16 protein-coding genes are annotated in these 14,117 nt (G+C 53.4%); 8 read left to right on the forward strand and 8 right to left on the reverse strand.

What is annotated here, in order from left to right:
• Positions 1-220 precede the first annotated feature (220 nt).
• A complete protein-coding gene (gmhB, locus tag OGY62_RS17975; protein ID WP_286460374.1) occupies positions 221-787 on the reverse strand; it encodes a D-glycero-beta-D-manno-heptose 1,7-bisphosphate 7-phosphatase in 567 nt (188 codons plus the stop codon).
• Between the two features lie 189 nt (positions 788-976).
• Between gmhB and metN the strand changes: the two genes are divergently transcribed.
• The 6 genes from metN (at position 977) to proS (ending at position 6,565) form a co-directional block, all read left to right on the forward strand.
• A complete protein-coding gene (gene metN / locus OGY62_RS17980; protein ID WP_012133957.1) occupies positions 977-2,008 on the forward strand; it encodes a methionine ABC transporter ATP-binding protein MetN in 1,032 nt (343 codons plus the stop codon).
• Complete coding sequence (locus tag OGY62_RS17985; RefSeq protein WP_012133958.1) at positions 2,001-2,654, forward strand: methionine ABC transporter permease MetI; 654 nt, start codon at positions 2,001-2,003, stop codon at positions 2,652-2,654. The genes metN and OGY62_RS17985 overlap by 8 nt, the downstream gene beginning before the upstream one ends.
• 39 nt (positions 2,655-2,693) lie before the next feature.
• A complete protein-coding gene (metQ, locus tag OGY62_RS17990) occupies positions 2,694-3,509 on the forward strand; it encodes a methionine ABC transporter substrate-binding lipoprotein MetQ (RefSeq protein WP_012133959.1) in 816 nt (271 codons plus the stop codon).
• Between the two features lie 118 nt (positions 3,510-3,627).
• Positions 3,628-4,032: an envelope stress sensor lipoprotein RcsF gene (gene rcsF / locus OGY62_RS17995; RefSeq protein ID WP_012133960.1), complete on the forward strand. Its 405-nt coding sequence runs from the start codon at positions 3,628-3,630 to the stop codon at positions 4,030-4,032.
• Positions 4,029-4,736 (forward strand): tRNA (N6-threonylcarbamoyladenosine(37)-N6)-methyltransferase TrmO, encoded by a 708-nt coding sequence (gene tsaA, locus OGY62_RS18000; RefSeq protein WP_058668596.1) that lies wholly within the window; start codon positions 4,029-4,031, stop codon positions 4,734-4,736. The genes rcsF and tsaA overlap by 4 nt, the downstream gene beginning before the upstream one ends.
• A 110-nt stretch (positions 4,737-4,846) precedes the next feature.
• On the forward strand, positions 4,847-6,565 hold the full coding sequence (gene proS / locus OGY62_RS18005) for a proline--tRNA ligase (RefSeq protein ID WP_286460375.1): 1,719 nt from the start codon (positions 4,847-4,849) through the stop codon (positions 6,563-6,565).
• Between the two features lie 59 nt (positions 6,566-6,624).
• Here proS and nlpE read toward each other — a convergent pair whose 3' ends face one another.
• The 3 genes from nlpE to OGY62_RS18020 are packed head-to-tail and all read right to left on the reverse strand — an operon-like array spanning position 6,625 to position 8,324.
• Positions 6,625-7,329: an envelope stress response activation lipoprotein NlpE gene (gene nlpE, locus OGY62_RS18010; protein ID WP_012133964.1), complete on the reverse strand. Its 705-nt coding sequence runs from the start codon at positions 7,327-7,329 to the stop codon at positions 6,625-6,627.
• Positions 7,330-7,359: 30 nt separating this feature from the next.
• Positions 7,360-7,782, reverse strand: a complete 423-nt coding sequence (arfB, locus tag OGY62_RS18015) for an alternative ribosome rescue aminoacyl-tRNA hydrolase ArfB (protein ID WP_012133965.1) — start codon at positions 7,780-7,782, stop codon at positions 7,360-7,362.
• A complete protein-coding gene (locus OGY62_RS18020; protein WP_047458789.1) occupies positions 7,779-8,324 on the reverse strand; it encodes a YaeQ family protein in 546 nt (181 codons plus the stop codon). The genes arfB and OGY62_RS18020 overlap by 4 nt, the downstream gene beginning before the upstream one ends.
• Before the next feature lie 199 nt (positions 8,325-8,523).
• Between OGY62_RS18020 and OGY62_RS18025 the strand changes: the two genes are divergently transcribed.
• Positions 8,524-8,724 (forward strand): YaeP family protein, encoded by a 201-nt coding sequence (locus tag OGY62_RS18025; protein WP_200097061.1) that lies wholly within the window; start codon positions 8,524-8,526, stop codon positions 8,722-8,724.
• Positions 8,711-8,971: a Rho-binding antiterminator gene (gene rof / locus OGY62_RS18030; protein WP_047458793.1), complete on the forward strand. Its 261-nt coding sequence runs from the start codon at positions 8,711-8,713 to the stop codon at positions 8,969-8,971. The genes OGY62_RS18025 and rof overlap by 14 nt, the downstream gene beginning before the upstream one ends.
• Before the next feature lie 83 nt (positions 8,972-9,054).
• Here the strand turns inward: rof and tilS are convergent, their stop codons facing one another.
• The 4 genes from tilS to accA form a co-directional block, all read right to left on the reverse strand.
• Positions 9,055-10,371: a tRNA lysidine(34) synthetase TilS gene (gene tilS / locus OGY62_RS18035; protein ID WP_286460376.1), complete on the reverse strand. Its 1,317-nt coding sequence runs from the start codon at positions 10,369-10,371 to the stop codon at positions 9,055-9,057.
• 62 nt (positions 10,372-10,433) lie between these two features.
• Positions 10,434-10,823, reverse strand: coding sequence for a VOC family protein (locus OGY62_RS18040; protein ID WP_286460377.1), 390 nt, complete (start codon positions 10,821-10,823; stop codon positions 10,434-10,436).
• A gap of 59 nt (positions 10,824-10,882) precedes the next feature.
• Positions 10,883-13,021: a lysine decarboxylase LdcC gene (ldcC, locus tag OGY62_RS18045; protein WP_012133971.1), complete on the reverse strand. Its 2,139-nt coding sequence runs from the start codon at positions 13,019-13,021 to the stop codon at positions 10,883-10,885.
• A gap of 129 nt (positions 13,022-13,150) precedes the next feature.
• A complete protein-coding gene (accA, locus tag OGY62_RS18050; RefSeq protein WP_012133972.1) occupies positions 13,151-14,110 on the reverse strand; it encodes an acetyl-CoA carboxylase carboxyl transferase subunit alpha in 960 nt (319 codons plus the stop codon).
• Between the last annotated feature and the right edge of the window lie 7 nt (positions 14,111-14,117).

A 14,117-nucleotide genomic window follows, 5' to 3' on the forward strand; every position in this document is an offset into this window, starting at 1 on the left:
CGACGCGCTTTAGCGCTCTGTCGCGAGGTGGCGTATATTACGCTTTCCTCTTTCAGAGTCAACCCTGAATTTCAGGATTTCTCTCTTTAATCAACCGGCTGTTTGTGTGAAGTGATTCACATCCGCCGTGTCGATGGAGGCGCATTATAGGGGGTCGTCTCAGGAAGACAAGCGGAAAAATGCATTTTTATCTCAACCGCTCATCTTTTAATCATAACGCTTATTTTTGCTGCTTTCTTATCGCCGATGGCAGGTCAGCAAGGCTATTTAACACCCAATCTGCCGCATTTTCTGCTTCAGGCGTAACGGGCTTGCCGGTGCGTACCAATACTTTCGTACCAACATTTGCCGCTGCCGCCGCCTGCATATCTTCTATTTTGTCACCCACCATATAAGACGCGGCCATATCAATGTGCAGAAAATCACGCGCAGAGATAAGCATCCCCGAATGCGGTTTACGACAATCACACGCCTGACGGAACTCTTCTACGCTGCCCTGCGGATGATGCGGACAATAATAGATGCCATCCAGATCGACATCGCGGTCTGCCAGCGACCAGTCCATCCATTCGGTCAGCGTCTCGAACTGCGCTTCCGTAAATTTACCGCGCGCAATACCAGACTGGTTGGTAACAACGACAAGCGCAAAGCCCATCTTTTTCAGTTCACGCATCGCGTCAATGACGCCTTCAATAAACTCGAACTCATCGATTTCATGTACGTAACCATGATCCACATTAATAGTGCCATCACGGTCGAGGAAAATTGCGGGTACGGACTTTGCCACCTTTTATAGCTCCTGAATAAGGCATGTGCCGTTAGTATCGCATGTTTCAGCGAGCAAGAAAGTGCTCATCATCGAAAGCCTGATTGATTTAGACGTCTGGATGCCTTAACATCCATTTTGTTGACGGCTTCGACCGTATCAGGCAGAAGAAAATGCCACGGCTAACTTAATTACGATAATAAATAATCAATGATTAAACTTTCGAATATCACCAAAGTGTTCCAACAGGGGACTCGCACCATTCAGGCGCTGAACAACGTCAGCCTGCATGTCCCTGCCGGACAAATTTATGGCGTTATTGGCGCCTCCGGCGCCGGTAAAAGCACACTCATTCGCTGTGTGAATCTGCTGGAACGTCCCACGGAAGGGAGCGTATTGGTTGGCGGCCAGGAGCTGACCACCCTTTCTGAATCTGAGTTGACGAAAGCCCGTCGCCAGATTGGCATGATTTTCCAGCATTTTAACCTGTTAGCTTCACGTACCGTTTTTGGCAACGTGGCGTTGCCGCTGGAACTGGACAATACGCCGAAAGACGAGATTAAACGCCGCGTCACAGAGCTGTTGGATCTGGTAGGGCTCGGCGATAAGCACGACAGCTACCCGGCCAACCTTTCCGGCGGCCAGAAACAGCGTGTAGCGATTGCTCGCGCATTAGCCAGCAATCCCAAAGTCCTGCTGTGCGACGAGGCCACCAGCGCCCTCGATCCGGCTACGACCCGTTCGATTCTGGAACTGCTGAAAGATATTAACCGTCGCCTTGGCCTGACCATTCTTCTTATTACTCATGAGATGGATGTGGTTAAGCGCATTTGCGATTGTGTCGCAGTTATCAGTAACGGAGAGCTGATTGAGCAGGATACGGTCAGCGAAGTGTTCTCCCATCCAAAGACGCCGCTGGCGCAGAAGTTTATCCAGTCCACGTTGCATCTGGATATCCCGGAAGATTATCTGGAACGTTTAAAAGCAGAGCCGTATGCGGACAGCGTCCCCATGCTGCGTATGGAATTTACCGGACAATCCGTAGACGCCCCGCTGCTGTCTGAGACGGCCCGCCGCTTCAATGTGAACAACAACATTATTAGCGCGCAGATGGATTACGCAGGCGGCGTGAAGTTCGGCATCATGCTGACGGAAATGCACGGCACGCAAGAAGAGACGCAAGCCGCAATTGCCTGGTTGCAGGAACACCATGTGAAAGTAGAGGTACTGGGTTATGTCTGAGGCGATGATGTGGTTACTGGCGCGCGGCGTCTGGGAAACGCTGGCAATGACTTTTGTATCCGGCTTTTTTGGTTTTGTTATTGGTCTGCCGGTTGGCGTACTGCTGTACGTTACGCGTCCAGGGCAAATTATTGAAAACGCGAAGCTCTACCGCACACTCTCTGCGGTCGTCAATATCTTCCGTTCAATCCCGTTCATTATCTTACTGGTATGGATGATTCCGTTTACCCGTGTGATTGTCGGCACCTCCATCGGTTTGCAGGCGGCGATTGTGCCGTTAACCGTCGGCGCCGCGCCGTTTATCGCCCGCATGGTGGAAAACGCATTGCTGGAAATCCCAACCGGATTGATCGAAGCCTCCCGTGCGATGGGGGCCACGCCGCTGCAAATCGTGCGTAAGGTGCTGCTGCCGGAAGCATTACCGGGTCTGGTCAATGCCGCAACCATTACCCTGATCACTCTGGTGGGCTACTCTGCTATGGGCGGCGCCGTTGGCGCTGGCGGACTCGGTCAGATTGGCTATCAGTATGGTTACATTGGCTACAATGCTACCGTGATGAATACGGTGCTGGTATTACTGGTCGTTCTGGTTTATTTAATTCAGTTATCCGGCGATCGCATCGTTCGGGCAGTGACGCACAAGTAACATTAAACACAACACAAATGACTCATTAAGGAAATAAGCATGGCGTTCAAATTTAAAACCTTTGCGGCAGTGGGAGCCCTGATTGGTTCTCTGGCACTTGTGGGTTGCGGCCAGGATGAAAAAGATCCGAACCACATCAAAGTGGGCGTGATTGTCGGCGCTGAACAGCAGGTTGCGGAAGTCGCGCAAAAAGTAGCGAAAGAAAAATACGGTCTGGATGTTGAGCTGGTGACGTTCAACGACTACGTATTACCGAACGAAGCGTTAAGCAAAGGCGATATCGACGCGAACGCTTTCCAGCACAAGCCGTACCTGGATCAGCAGATCAAAGATCGCGGTTATAAGCTGGTTGCCGTTGGCAATACCTTTGTTTATCCGATTGCCGGTTATTCCAAAAAAATCAAATCACTTGATGAGCTACAGGATGGTTCTCAGGTAGCCGTACCAAACGATCCGACTAACCTTGGTCGTTCACTGCTGCTGTTGCAGAAAGTAGGATTAATCAAACTGAAAGATGGCGTTGGCCTGCTGCCGACCGTTCTGGACGTGACCGAAAACCCGAAGAACCTGAAAATTGTTGAGCTGGAAGCACCGCAACTGCCGCGCTCTCTGGACGATGCGCAAATTGCTCTGGCCGTGATTAACACCACTTACGCCAGCCAGATTGACCTGACGCCGGCAAAAGACGGTATCTTCGTGGAAGATAAAGATTCCCCGTACGTTAACCTGATCGTAACGCGTGAAGACAATAAAGACGCAGAGAACGTGAAGAAATTCGTTCAGGCTTATCAGTCTGACGAAGTCTACGAAGCCGCGAATAAAGTCTTCAACGGCGGTGCTGTTAAAGGCTGGTAATTTTTAGGCGGTTTCCACAATCTGTAATATCATTCAGGACGGGCGCTTGCCCGTCTTGTCATTTATGCAAGCTCCTGATTCAATATCTGACGATTAGATCATTCATTGAGGAAATATTATGCGTGCTTTACCGATCTGTTTATTGGCACTCATGCTGGGCGGTTGTTCCATGCTAAGCAGATCCCCTGTTGAACCCGTTCAAAGCACCGCAACCCCGCCAAAAGCGGAGTCGGAAAAACCGAAAGCGCCGCGTGCCGCACCGGTCCGAATTTACACCAACGCCGAAGAGTTAGTGGGTAAACCGTTCCGCGATCTTGGCGAAGTCAGCGGTGACTCCTGCCAGGCATCTAATCAGGATTCCCCGCCGAGCATCCCGACGGCACGTAAACGCATGCAGATTAACGCCTCTAAAATGAAGGCGAATGCTGTACTGCTGCACAGCTGCGAAGTCACCAGTGGAACGCCAGGCTGCTACCGTCAGGCTGTTTGCATCGGTTCCGCCCTTAACATCTCGGCTAAATGAGCAGTTTTCAGTTCGAGCAAATAGGCGTTATTCGCTCCCCCTATAAAGAAAAGTTCGCCGTCCCGCGCCAGCCAGGTCTGGTAAAAAGCGCCGACGGCGAACTGCATCTTGTTGCGCCCTATAATCAGGCCGATGCCGTTCGCGGTCTGGAAGCATTCAGCCATTTGTGGGTGATCTTCGTCTTTCATCAGACGATGGCTGGCGGATGGCGCCCGACGGTTCGCCCTCCCCGTCTCGGCGGCAATGCCCGGATGGGCGTCTTCGCGACCCGTTCCACCTTTCGCCCTAACCCTGTCGGCATGTCGCTGGTTGAATTGAAAGAGATTGTCTGTCAGAAAGAGAAAGTCATCCTGAAGCTGGGCAGTCTGGATCTGGTTGATGGCACGCCGGTTATTGATATCAAACCCTACCTGCCGTTTGCCGAGTCATTACCGGACGCAACGGCCAGCTACGCGCAACAGGCGCCTGTGGCAGAGATGCACGTCAGCTTCACGGCCGACATTGACCAACAGCTTTCACGGCTTGAACAACGTTACCCGCAACTGAAAACATTTATCGGCGAAGTGCTGGCGCAAGATCCGCGTCCCGCCTATCGTAAAGGTGAAGAGACAGGTAAAACGTACGCCGTCTGGCTGCACGATTTCAACGTGCGCTGGCGCGTCACCGAAGAGGGTTTTGAAGTCTTTGCGCTGGAACCCCGCTAATTTCACGCCCTTCTCTTTTGACATCCCTTTCTCGCTGGTAAACTAAATCACTTTTTTTGTGTCAGGCTCGCGTTGAGCCTGTTCGATCGTCCAACTGGAACCGTAACAACATGCGTACTAGCCAATATCTGCTCTCCACTCTGAAGGAGACACCTGCCGACGCCGAGGTTATCAGCCATCAGCTGATGCTGCGCGCCGGGATGATCCGCAAGCTCGCCTCCGGGTTATATACCTGGCTGCCGACTGGCCTGCGCGTCCTGAAAAAAGTCGAAAACATCGTGCGTGAAGAGATGAATAACGCCGGTGCCATCGAGGTGTCAATGCCAGTGGTTCAGCCTGCCGACCTGTGGCAAGAGAGTGGTCGTTGGGAACAGTACGGCCCGGAACTGCTGCGTTTTGTTGACCGTGGCGAGCGTCCGTTCGTACTCGGCCCGACTCACGAAGAAGTTATCACCGACCTGATTCGTAACGAACTCAGCTCTTACAAACAGCTGCCGCTGAACTTCTTCCAGATCCAGACCAAATTCCGTGACGAAGTACGTCCGCGTTTCGGCGTAATGCGTTCCCGCGAGTTCCTGATGAAAGACGCCTACTCTTTCCATACCTCTCAGGAATCGCTACAGGAAACTTACGACGCGATGTATGCCGCTTACAGCAAAATCTTCAGCCGTATGGGCCTGGATTTCCGCGCGGTACAGGCAGACACGGGGTCTATCGGCGGTAACGCATCCCACGAGTTCCAGGTACTGGCGCAAAGCGGTGAAGATGATGTGATCTTCTCTGATTCTTCTGACTACGCGGCTAACATTGAGTTCGCCGAAGCCGTTGCGCCGAAAGCGCCGCGCGCGGCAGCCAGCCAGGAGATGACGCTGGTTGATACGCCAAACGCGAAAACCATCGCGGAGCTGGTTGAGCAGTTCAATCTGCCGATTGAGAAAACCGTCAAAACGCTGCTGGTGAAAGCGGTCGAAGGAAGCAGCTACCCGCTGGTTGCTCTGCTGGTACGTGGCGATCACGAACTGAACGAAGTGAAAGCGGAAAAACTGCCGCAGGTTGCCAGCCCGCTGACCTTCGCCACAGAAGAAGAGATTCGTGCGCTGGTGAAAGCCGGCCCGGGTTCTCTCGGCCCGGTAAATATGCCGGTTCCGGTGGTGATCGACCGTACCGTTGCAGTAATGAGCGATTTCGCGGCAGGCGCCAACATCGACGGTAAGCACTACTTCGGCATCAACTGGGATCGCGATGTCGCGACGCCAGAAGTCGCTGATATCCGTAACGTCGTGGCAGGCGATCCAAGCCCGGACGGCCAGGGCACGCTGCTGATTAAACGCGGCATCGAAGTGGGTCATATCTTCCAGCTGGGCACCAAGTATTCCGAAGCGCTGAAAGCCTCCGTACAGGGTGAAGATGGTCGTAACCAGATCCTGACGATGGGTTGCTACGGTATCGGGGTAACGCGCGTGGTGGCGGCGGCGATTGAGCAGAACTACGACGAACGCGGTATTGTATGGCCTGACGCCATCGCGCCATTCCAGGTTGCCATTCTGCCGATGAATATGCACAAGTCCTTCCGGGTGCAGGAACTGGCAGAAAAACTGTACGGTGAACTGCGCACACAAGGCATCGAAGTGCTGATGGATGACCGTAAAGAGCGTCCGGGCGTCATGTTCGCGGATATGGAACTGATCGGCATCCCGCACACTATCGTGCTGGGCGACCGTAACCTGGACAACGACGATATTGAATACAAATACCGTCGTAACGGCGAGAAGCAGTTGATTAAAACTGGCGAGATCGTCGATTTCCTGGTGAAAGCCATCAAAGGCTAAACACAAAAAACCCCGCTGATGCGGGGTTTTTTAATGTCCAGACGGGGTCGATCCCGCAATTACTTGCTGGAACAATCCTGTCCAGGAACGAATTTAATCTCTTTATCGGCCACCAGCGTTTTTACCTGCGCGCCCGTATCCGGGTTGGCTTCCTGCGTAAAGTGACCTTCCACCGTTAATAATACCGGTTTTTCCGCAGCGCCTCGTGCCGCCAGATAATCACGTTCCAGCTGAGCATTGTTCGCCACCGGCATGCGTTTCCCGGTAGCGCAATCGGTAAAGGTCGCCGCATCCGCCATATAGAAATACATGCCGCGCACCGGCATTGGCGTTACGGGCAAACTGGCAGACACCGACTCAAGCGTGTAATTAAACTGCGATTCAATCGGATTACCTTCACGATCAAGCATTTCCAGAGCGTCGCCTTTCGCACGATAGTAAGACTTCTCGCCTTTGCTGTCGGTCAATACCAGTTTATCGGCTGTACGCGCCCAGGTGCCATACGAGGCAAACGAAGAGGGTTCTTCACGAACGCCCTGATAACGTTCATTCATCACCCATGTTCCATCTTTTTCCAGGAACAAAGAGGTTTCGATCCCTTCACAGTCTGCGCAAGGCAATACGCCACGCCAGCTTTGCTGCATCGGTTTTAATTCTGCCGTCTGCGTCGGCTGTAATGCCTCCACTTCAGTACGATTATTACATCCGATCAAGGCAAAGAGCGTGCATGCTGCCGCTACTGACAATATCGCTGTTTTCACCATAAATTCCTTATGAAATGTTATCCCCGCTCGTCACTCCTGAGGACGACGAACTCTACCGCGAAGCGCCTTCACTGTGGATTTTTGTGCCTTCGATGACAACCTGCGTTCTTTCGACGCGCGCGTAGGGCGGGTTGCCCGTCGGCTTTTTTGCACTGCGGTTAATTCTTTGATGACTGCCACCAGCCGGGCGATAGCCGCCTCCCGGTTGAGCTCCTGGCTGCGATACTCCTGCGCCTTAATAATAATGACGCCATCGCTGCTAATAAGGTGATGGCTGGCAGCCAACAAACGTTCCTTATAATACTCTGGCAGGCCAGAGGCCCGAATGTCAAAGCGCAAATGGATAGCCGTTGAGGTCTTATTAACGTGCTGTCCACCCGCTCCCTGCGCACGAATGGCTGTGATTTCCAGCTCATTGTCGGGAATCGAGACATTTCGGGAGATGACAATCATGAAGGCTGTTGCCATGCAGTCAGATGAATTTCCAGATTATTCTGAGAATCCGACAGCCAGATGGCGCCATCCTGAATCGTTGCCTGCAACGTCATGGTTCGGCCGGCAAAATCACTCAGTTTCGCCAGTTGCTCATCATCCAGATACCACACGGACAGGTTAGCGTACTGCGCGCATTTACTCTGGTTCTGCTGCCACCAGATTTGCGCGGCACGACTATTATAGGCAAACAGCGCAACCTCCGCAGCCTGGGTACAGGCTTTCTTAATGCGGCGCTCATCCGGCAGCCCCAGCTCAACCCATAAATCAATCCCCAGATGGTCGTTACGCAGCCATGCCTCAGGCTCATCTTCTGCGCTCAGACCACGCGTGAACTGTAGGCGCTCATCGGCATATTTAATCCAGGCCAGCAGGCGCAGCATCATGCGCTCCTGCGTTTCAGAAGGGTGACGCGCCAGCGTCAATGCCGCGTCAAGAAACTGGTTGCGGTCAAGATCCGCCACATTGACTACGGCTTTATAAATCGTCGCTTTAAGCGCCATGAGAGAACTCCTTTCGAATCAGGGACACATTGTAGCGAAATCTGCGTCAAAAGGCTGTTAACGGATGTCGTATACCTGCGCCGTCAACCTGCTGATATTGCCTGGATGGGTATGTTATAGTCACCTTGCTAAACAGAGTTTATCTTCGTAGGCTTAGACTTGCATCCACGGTTAAGTCAGAGTGCTGACAGGAGGGCATGTGGAAAAATATTGTGAGTTAATACGCAAGCGGTATGCGGAAATCGCCAGCGGAGACTTAGGGTATGTCCCGGATGCGCTGGGTTGTGTATTGAAAGTGCTTAATGAAGTGGCAACAGACGATGCCCTTTCAGAGTCGGTCAGGGAAAAGGCGGCATATGCTGCCGCGAACTTACTGGTGAGCGATTATGTCAATGAATGAAACGTATCAACCCATCAACTGCGATGATTACGACAATCTTGAGCTCGCCTGCCAGCATCATCTGTTACTGACGCTGGAACTTAAGGATGGAGAAGTTTTACAGGCGAAAGCCAACGATCTGGTGTCGCGCAAAAACGTGGAATATCTGATCGCGGATGTCGCCGGTGAAACACGCGAGCTGCGTCTGGACAAAATTACCAGCTTCAGTCATCCAAAAATCGGTACTGTAATCGTCAGCGAATCCTGATTCTTTTGTTGCCGGATGGCGGTGCAAGCACCTTATCCGGCCTACTTTCCATACTATACGTAGGCCTGATAAGCGCAGCGCCATCAGGCATTACGTGATGACGACGTCTCTTCCTTCCATTCCAGCCTGACGCCTGCTCCCTCCTCCGCCAGACCATCACAGGTAACAAAAATACCTGCGGCAGCAATCAACGTCTCGCCATAAAACAGCAGCGGCGTGGTATCCCGCCGCCAGGGCGGTACGCCCAGCTCCTGCCAGATTTTCTTTAGCTTACGCCCGCCATTGCGCCCGATAATATGCAGTAACCCAGATGCCTTAAAGCGTATGCTAACTGGCTCGTCGGCACGCGGCATGCGCAGGTCGCCTCCTGGAACGAGCCGCACCGTCCCAAGTCCAACGGGCAGCGATAACGGTGTTTGCCACGATGACCACGGGATCACCGTCGCGCTTTGGCCGGTAACGGATTTTATCCACCATAGCTGTGACTGATAACGGCGAATGTCGTACTCGCCAAAGCGCAAACAGGGAGCGGCGTCCTCACGCGCCAGCGCCACCTCCTGCCAGATACGTTCCAGCCCGTCGCGGGAAGGCATCGGCGCATGCTTCGCGGCCAGCCAGCGGCGCAATAGCGCAGCACGTCGCGGGGCGCTCATCGCCATTAACGGCGCTAACTGCAATGCTCCATCAGCGGTGATACAGCCCGCTAAATCCTCTGCCAGAAGCTCATCCAGCAGGCGCTCCTGTTCTGCGCAAAGCGCGGCGCTACGGGCAGTCGCTTCAGCAAAATGTGGCCAGCGTTGTTGCAGCAGCGGCAGCACCCTAAGGCGCAGGAAATTACGATCGTAGGCATCATCCTGATTGCTTTCATCCTCAATCCAGCGCAGCGCATAGCGTTTTGCCCACTGCTCCAGCGCCGCACGGGTTTCCCCAAGTAGCGGGCGGATCAGCTGCGTTCCGGCAAACGACGAGCGTTCCCCCATAGCGGACAATCCCGCCGGGCCGCTGCCGCGCTTCAACGCCAGCAGAAACGTTTCACATTGATCGTCAAGATGCTGGGCCGTGACCAGGACTTCACCGGGATGCAGCACCTGCGCAAAGGCCGCGTATCGCGCCTGGCGCGCCTGAGCCTCAATACCCAGCCCCTCATCCTGAAGCTGCACTCGTCGGACAACCAGCGGCACCTGCCACTGCTGGCACACTGTCTCGCAATGCGTCACCCAGCTATCGGCATGGGAGCTTAACCCATGATGAATATGGATGGCGCGCAGCGTGACATCAGGCTGCTGTTCTCGCCATTGCACCAGTTGATGCAGCAGTACGGTAGAATCCAGCCCACCGCTAAAGGCCACCAGAATCTGGCGGTATGGCAGGAGTGAGGCGTTCAGGGTGAGTGTTGTCATGATCATTGCTTAACTGTGGCACTGCCCGGCACGTTACCGGGCAGAAACCGTGATGACAAGCTTTACTGCTCATACAGTTCGAGCGGCAGTCCGTCTGGATCGTTGAAAAAGGTAAAACGTTTATTCGTAAACGGGTCAACGCGAACCGGCTCGCATTTAACGTTGTTCGCCTCCAGATGCGCTACCGCTTTGTCTACGTCTTCCACGCTGAACGCCAGATGCCGCAGACCGCAGGCCTCCGGTCGGCTCGGTCGCGTAGGCGGGAAGGGAAAAGAAAAAAGCTCAATCACATATTGCCCGTTTAACGCCAGGTCGCCTTTCCAGGAATCACGTTCTTCCCGGTACGCTTCACTCAACAGCGTGAAGCCCAGTACGTCACAATAAAACGTTTTGCTCGCCGCATAATCCGTCGCGATAATCGCAATATGGTGAACCTGTTTTAATCCCAGCATAGCGTCTCCTTAATGTGTTATCAGCACGTTACCCGCCTTGCCGTCGCGAGGGCAAGCCATCATGCCGTTTTTAAGACTCTCACTCGGTAAACACCATCCTCATCCTGTTTTGCGCCATGAATATCGGTCTCAAAGCCAGGGTAATGGTGGCCGATGGAACACAGCATCAGCAGAAAATCGAGTACCGCACGGCTCGCTTCGGTGATCATCTCCCCCGGCATCAGCAACGGCACGCCAGGCGGATACGGCAGCACCATACTGGCGGAAATACGCCCCACCAGTTGATCAATCGCGATGGTCTCCACTTCGCCTTTTATCTGCCTCTGCCAGGCCTGATGCGGCGTCATTTTCATTTCGGGCAATGTGTCGAACGCCCGTAACATCAACCCGGAAAGATCGTGCTGGCGGATCAGTTTATGGATACCCTGTGCCAGATCCTGAATCCGCATATTACGATAAAAATCGGGATCTTCGGCGTACAGATCCGGCAGCATATTTTTAACGCGCAGATTAAGATCGTAAGCGCGTTTAAACTCCGTCAGGCCGCGCAGCAATCCCATCGCCCGGGTTTTATCAATACCAATACTGAACAGGAACAGCAGGTTATAAGGCCCGGTTTTTTCTACCACCACGCCGCGCTCATCAAGGAACTTCGCCACCAGCGCGGCGGGGATCCCCTCCTCGCTCATGTTGCCCTGCTCATCCATACCGGGCGTCAAAATGGTGACTTTCACCGGATCGAGAAACATATGGTCGGCATCCGCATCGGTAAAACCGTGCCACTCCTCGCCGGGCGCAACGGGCCAGCATTCCGCTTCATCCACCTCTTCCGGTTGCCAGATATCAAAGAACCAGCCTTCTGACTCTTCGCGCAGCCGCTGTACCTCTTTGCGAAAATGAAGCGCCCGCTCCACGGAGCGATTGATCAATCGTTTACCCGGATTGCCACGCAGCATTGCCGCAGCCGTCTCAATCGACGCCACAATGGGATAGCTTGGCGATGTTGAGGTGTGCATCATAAACGCTTCATTAAAGGTATCTTCATCGTAATCCCCTTTAATGTGAATAAGCGATGCCTGAGACAGCGCCGCCAGCATTTTATGCGTCGACTGCGTTTCGAAGATGACTTTTCCCGGCACCCGCTCGCCGCTCATCCCGCTTTTCCCCTGATAAATCGGGTGAAAATGGGTATAGGGCACCCAGGCCGAGTCGAAATGGATCGAAGGGACATCCAGCGTTTGTTTAATCCAGTTGGTGTTGTACAGCAGGCCGTCATAGGTCGAGTTGGTGATAACCGCATGTACCGGCCACTGCGCCTGCGCCGTCTCCGAAACCTTATGTTCAATACTCTCACGCGTAAATTCACGCTTAGGAATGCCCCCCAGAATACCGAGTGCGTTGCGCGTGGGTTTCAGCCAGAGGGGCACCACATCGCTCATCATCAACAGGTGCGCGAGAGATTTATGGCAGTTGCGGTCAATCAGCAGCGTGCTGCCCGACGGCGCCGCGTACATGCCGACAATTTTGTTCGATGTGGAGGTGCCGTTGGTCACCATATAACTCTGCTCGGCGCCGAAGGTGCGGGCAATATACTCTTCCGCCTCCAGGTGCGGCCCGGTATGGTCCAGCAGCGACCCCAGTTCGGTCACGGAAATAGACACATCCGCTTTTAGCGTATTCCCCCCGAAGAAGTCATAAAACAGGCAGCCAATCGGGCTTTTCTGGTAAGCCGTTCCCGCCATATGCCCCGGCGTACAGAAGGTATACTTCCCTTCCTTCACATAGGTAAACAGCGCCCGGGTGAACGGCGGCGTGATGTTATCAAGGTATTCATTCGTATACTGGCGGATGCGGGTTGCAATATCTTCTGACTGGCCGAGCGCGTATTCAAAAAACCACAGTGCCATACGCATATCATGCACGCTGACATCCATCGTCGAATGCGTATTGATAAACGCATACAACGGCAGGTATTCATTTAGCTGGTTGATATCGCTACACAAATCGAGGCTGTACTCATCCCAGTCAAAAATGACGCCACAGATTCGCGGATTGTGTTCAATGAATTTCAGCAGATCGACGCTATTTTGCGGCCAGATAATCTGAAACCCCTGCGACTGTAGGGCAAGCTCAAGTTCCTTGATGGGTTCGTCTTTATAAAAAACGCCATGCGGCCCCATGATGGCAATGATATTCATGCGTTCCTCCTGGAAAAACCTTAGCTAATCATAGCCTGGTCAAACCGCAGGTAAAAAAAAGGGCCACAAAATGTGACCCTTTTTACTCCATGTCCGATAAGCGCAAGCGCCATCGGGCATTGATGATGTTTACGCGTAGCCGTAGCTCATCAGGCGCTGATAACGACGGTTTTTCAAATCGTCTTTGCTCAACACATCGAGATCGGCCAGGTCGGCCAGCAGTTGCGCTTTCAGAGAAGCCGCCATCGCTTCCGGGTTACGGTGCGCGCCACCCAGCGGTTCCTGAATGATGGAATCAATCAGCTTCAGCTCTTTCAGGCGCGGCGCGATAATACCCATCGCTTCTGCGGCCAGCGGCGCTTTGTCCGCGCTTTTCCACAGAATGGACGCACAGCCTTCCGGGGAGATAACGGAATAGGTGCTGTACTGCAACATATTCACTTTATCGCCCACGCCAATCGCCAGCGCGCCGCCGGAACCCCCTTCGCCGATAACGGTACAAATCACCGGTACGCTCAGGCGTGACATTTCACGCAGGTTACGTGCGATCGCTTCAGACTGACCGCGTTCTTCCGCGCCCACGCCAGGGTAAGCGCCAGGGGTGTCGATAAAGGTAATGATCGGCATGTTGAAACGCTCAGCCATTTCCATCAGACGCAGCGCTTTGCGGTACCCTTCAGGTGCCGGCATGCCGAAGTTACGACGGATTTTCTCTTTCGTTTCACGGCCTTTCTGATGACCAATAATCATCACTGGACGACCATCCAGACGCGCGATGCCGCCGACGATAGCTTTATCATCCGCATAGGCGCGATCGCCCGCCAGTTCGTCAAATTCATCAAACGCCAGGCGAACATAATCCAGGGTGTATGGACGTTGCGGATGGCGCGCCAGTTGAGCAACCTGCCATGCGCCAAGATCGGCAAAGATTTTGCGCGTCAGTTCTACGCTTTTTTCACGCAGACGATGCACTTCTTCATCGATATTAATATCCAGTTTCTCGTCCTGGCGGCTTACCGCTGTCAGAGAATCGATTTTCGCTTCCAGCTCTGCAATCGGCTGTTCAAAATCAAGGAAATTCAGACTCATAGTATTC

Origin of the sequence: Citrobacter sp. CK198 (assembly GCF_030333295.1) — a bacterium.
In the GTDB taxonomy this organism is placed as follows: domain Bacteria; phylum Pseudomonadota; class Gammaproteobacteria; order Enterobacterales; family Enterobacteriaceae; genus Citrobacter_B; species Citrobacter_B koseri.

Bases quoted from the DNA above. Each gene is read 5' to 3' on its own strand.
- metN (WP_012133957.1), top strand. From the start codon at position 977: ATGATTAAACTTTCGAATATCACCAAAGTGTTCCAACAGGGGACTCGC.
- OGY62_RS17985 (WP_012133958.1), top strand. From the start codon at position 2,001: ATGTCTGAGGCGATGATGTGGTTACTGGCGCGCGGCGTCTGGGAAACG.
- metQ (WP_012133959.1), top strand. From the start codon at position 2,694: ATGGCGTTCAAATTTAAAACCTTTGCGGCAGTGGGAGCCCTGATTGGT.
- rcsF (WP_012133960.1), top strand. From the start codon at position 3,628: ATGCGTGCTTTACCGATCTGTTTATTGGCACTCATGCTGGGCGGTTGT.
- tsaA (WP_058668596.1), top strand. From the start codon at position 4,029: ATGAGCAGTTTTCAGTTCGAGCAAATAGGCGTTATTCGCTCCCCCTAT.
- proS (WP_286460375.1), top strand. From the start codon at position 4,847: ATGCGTACTAGCCAATATCTGCTCTCCACTCTGAAGGAGACACCTGCC.
- nlpE (WP_012133964.1), bottom strand. From the start codon at position 7,329: ATGGTGAAAACAGCGATATTGTCAGTAGCGGCAGCATGCACGCTCTTT.
- arfB (WP_012133965.1), bottom strand. From the start codon at position 7,782: ATGATTGTCATCTCCCGAAATGTCTCGATTCCCGACAATGAGCTGGAA.
- OGY62_RS18020 (WP_047458789.1), bottom strand. From the start codon at position 8,324: ATGGCGCTTAAAGCGACGATTTATAAAGCCGTAGTCAATGTGGCGGAT.
- rof (WP_047458793.1), top strand. From the start codon at position 8,711: ATGTCAATGAATGAAACGTATCAACCCATCAACTGCGATGATTACGAC.
- tilS (WP_286460376.1), bottom strand. From the start codon at position 10,371: ATGACAACACTCACCCTGAACGCCTCACTCCTGCCATACCGCCAGATT.
- OGY62_RS18040 (WP_286460377.1), bottom strand. From the start codon at position 10,823: ATGCTGGGATTAAAACAGGTTCACCATATTGCGATTATCGCGACGGAT.
- ldcC (WP_012133971.1), bottom strand. From the start codon at position 13,021: ATGAATATCATTGCCATCATGGGGCCGCATGGCGTTTTTTATAAAGAC.
- accA (WP_012133972.1), bottom strand. From the start codon at position 14,110: ATGAGTCTGAATTTCCTTGATTTTGAACAGCCGATTGCAGAGCTGGAA.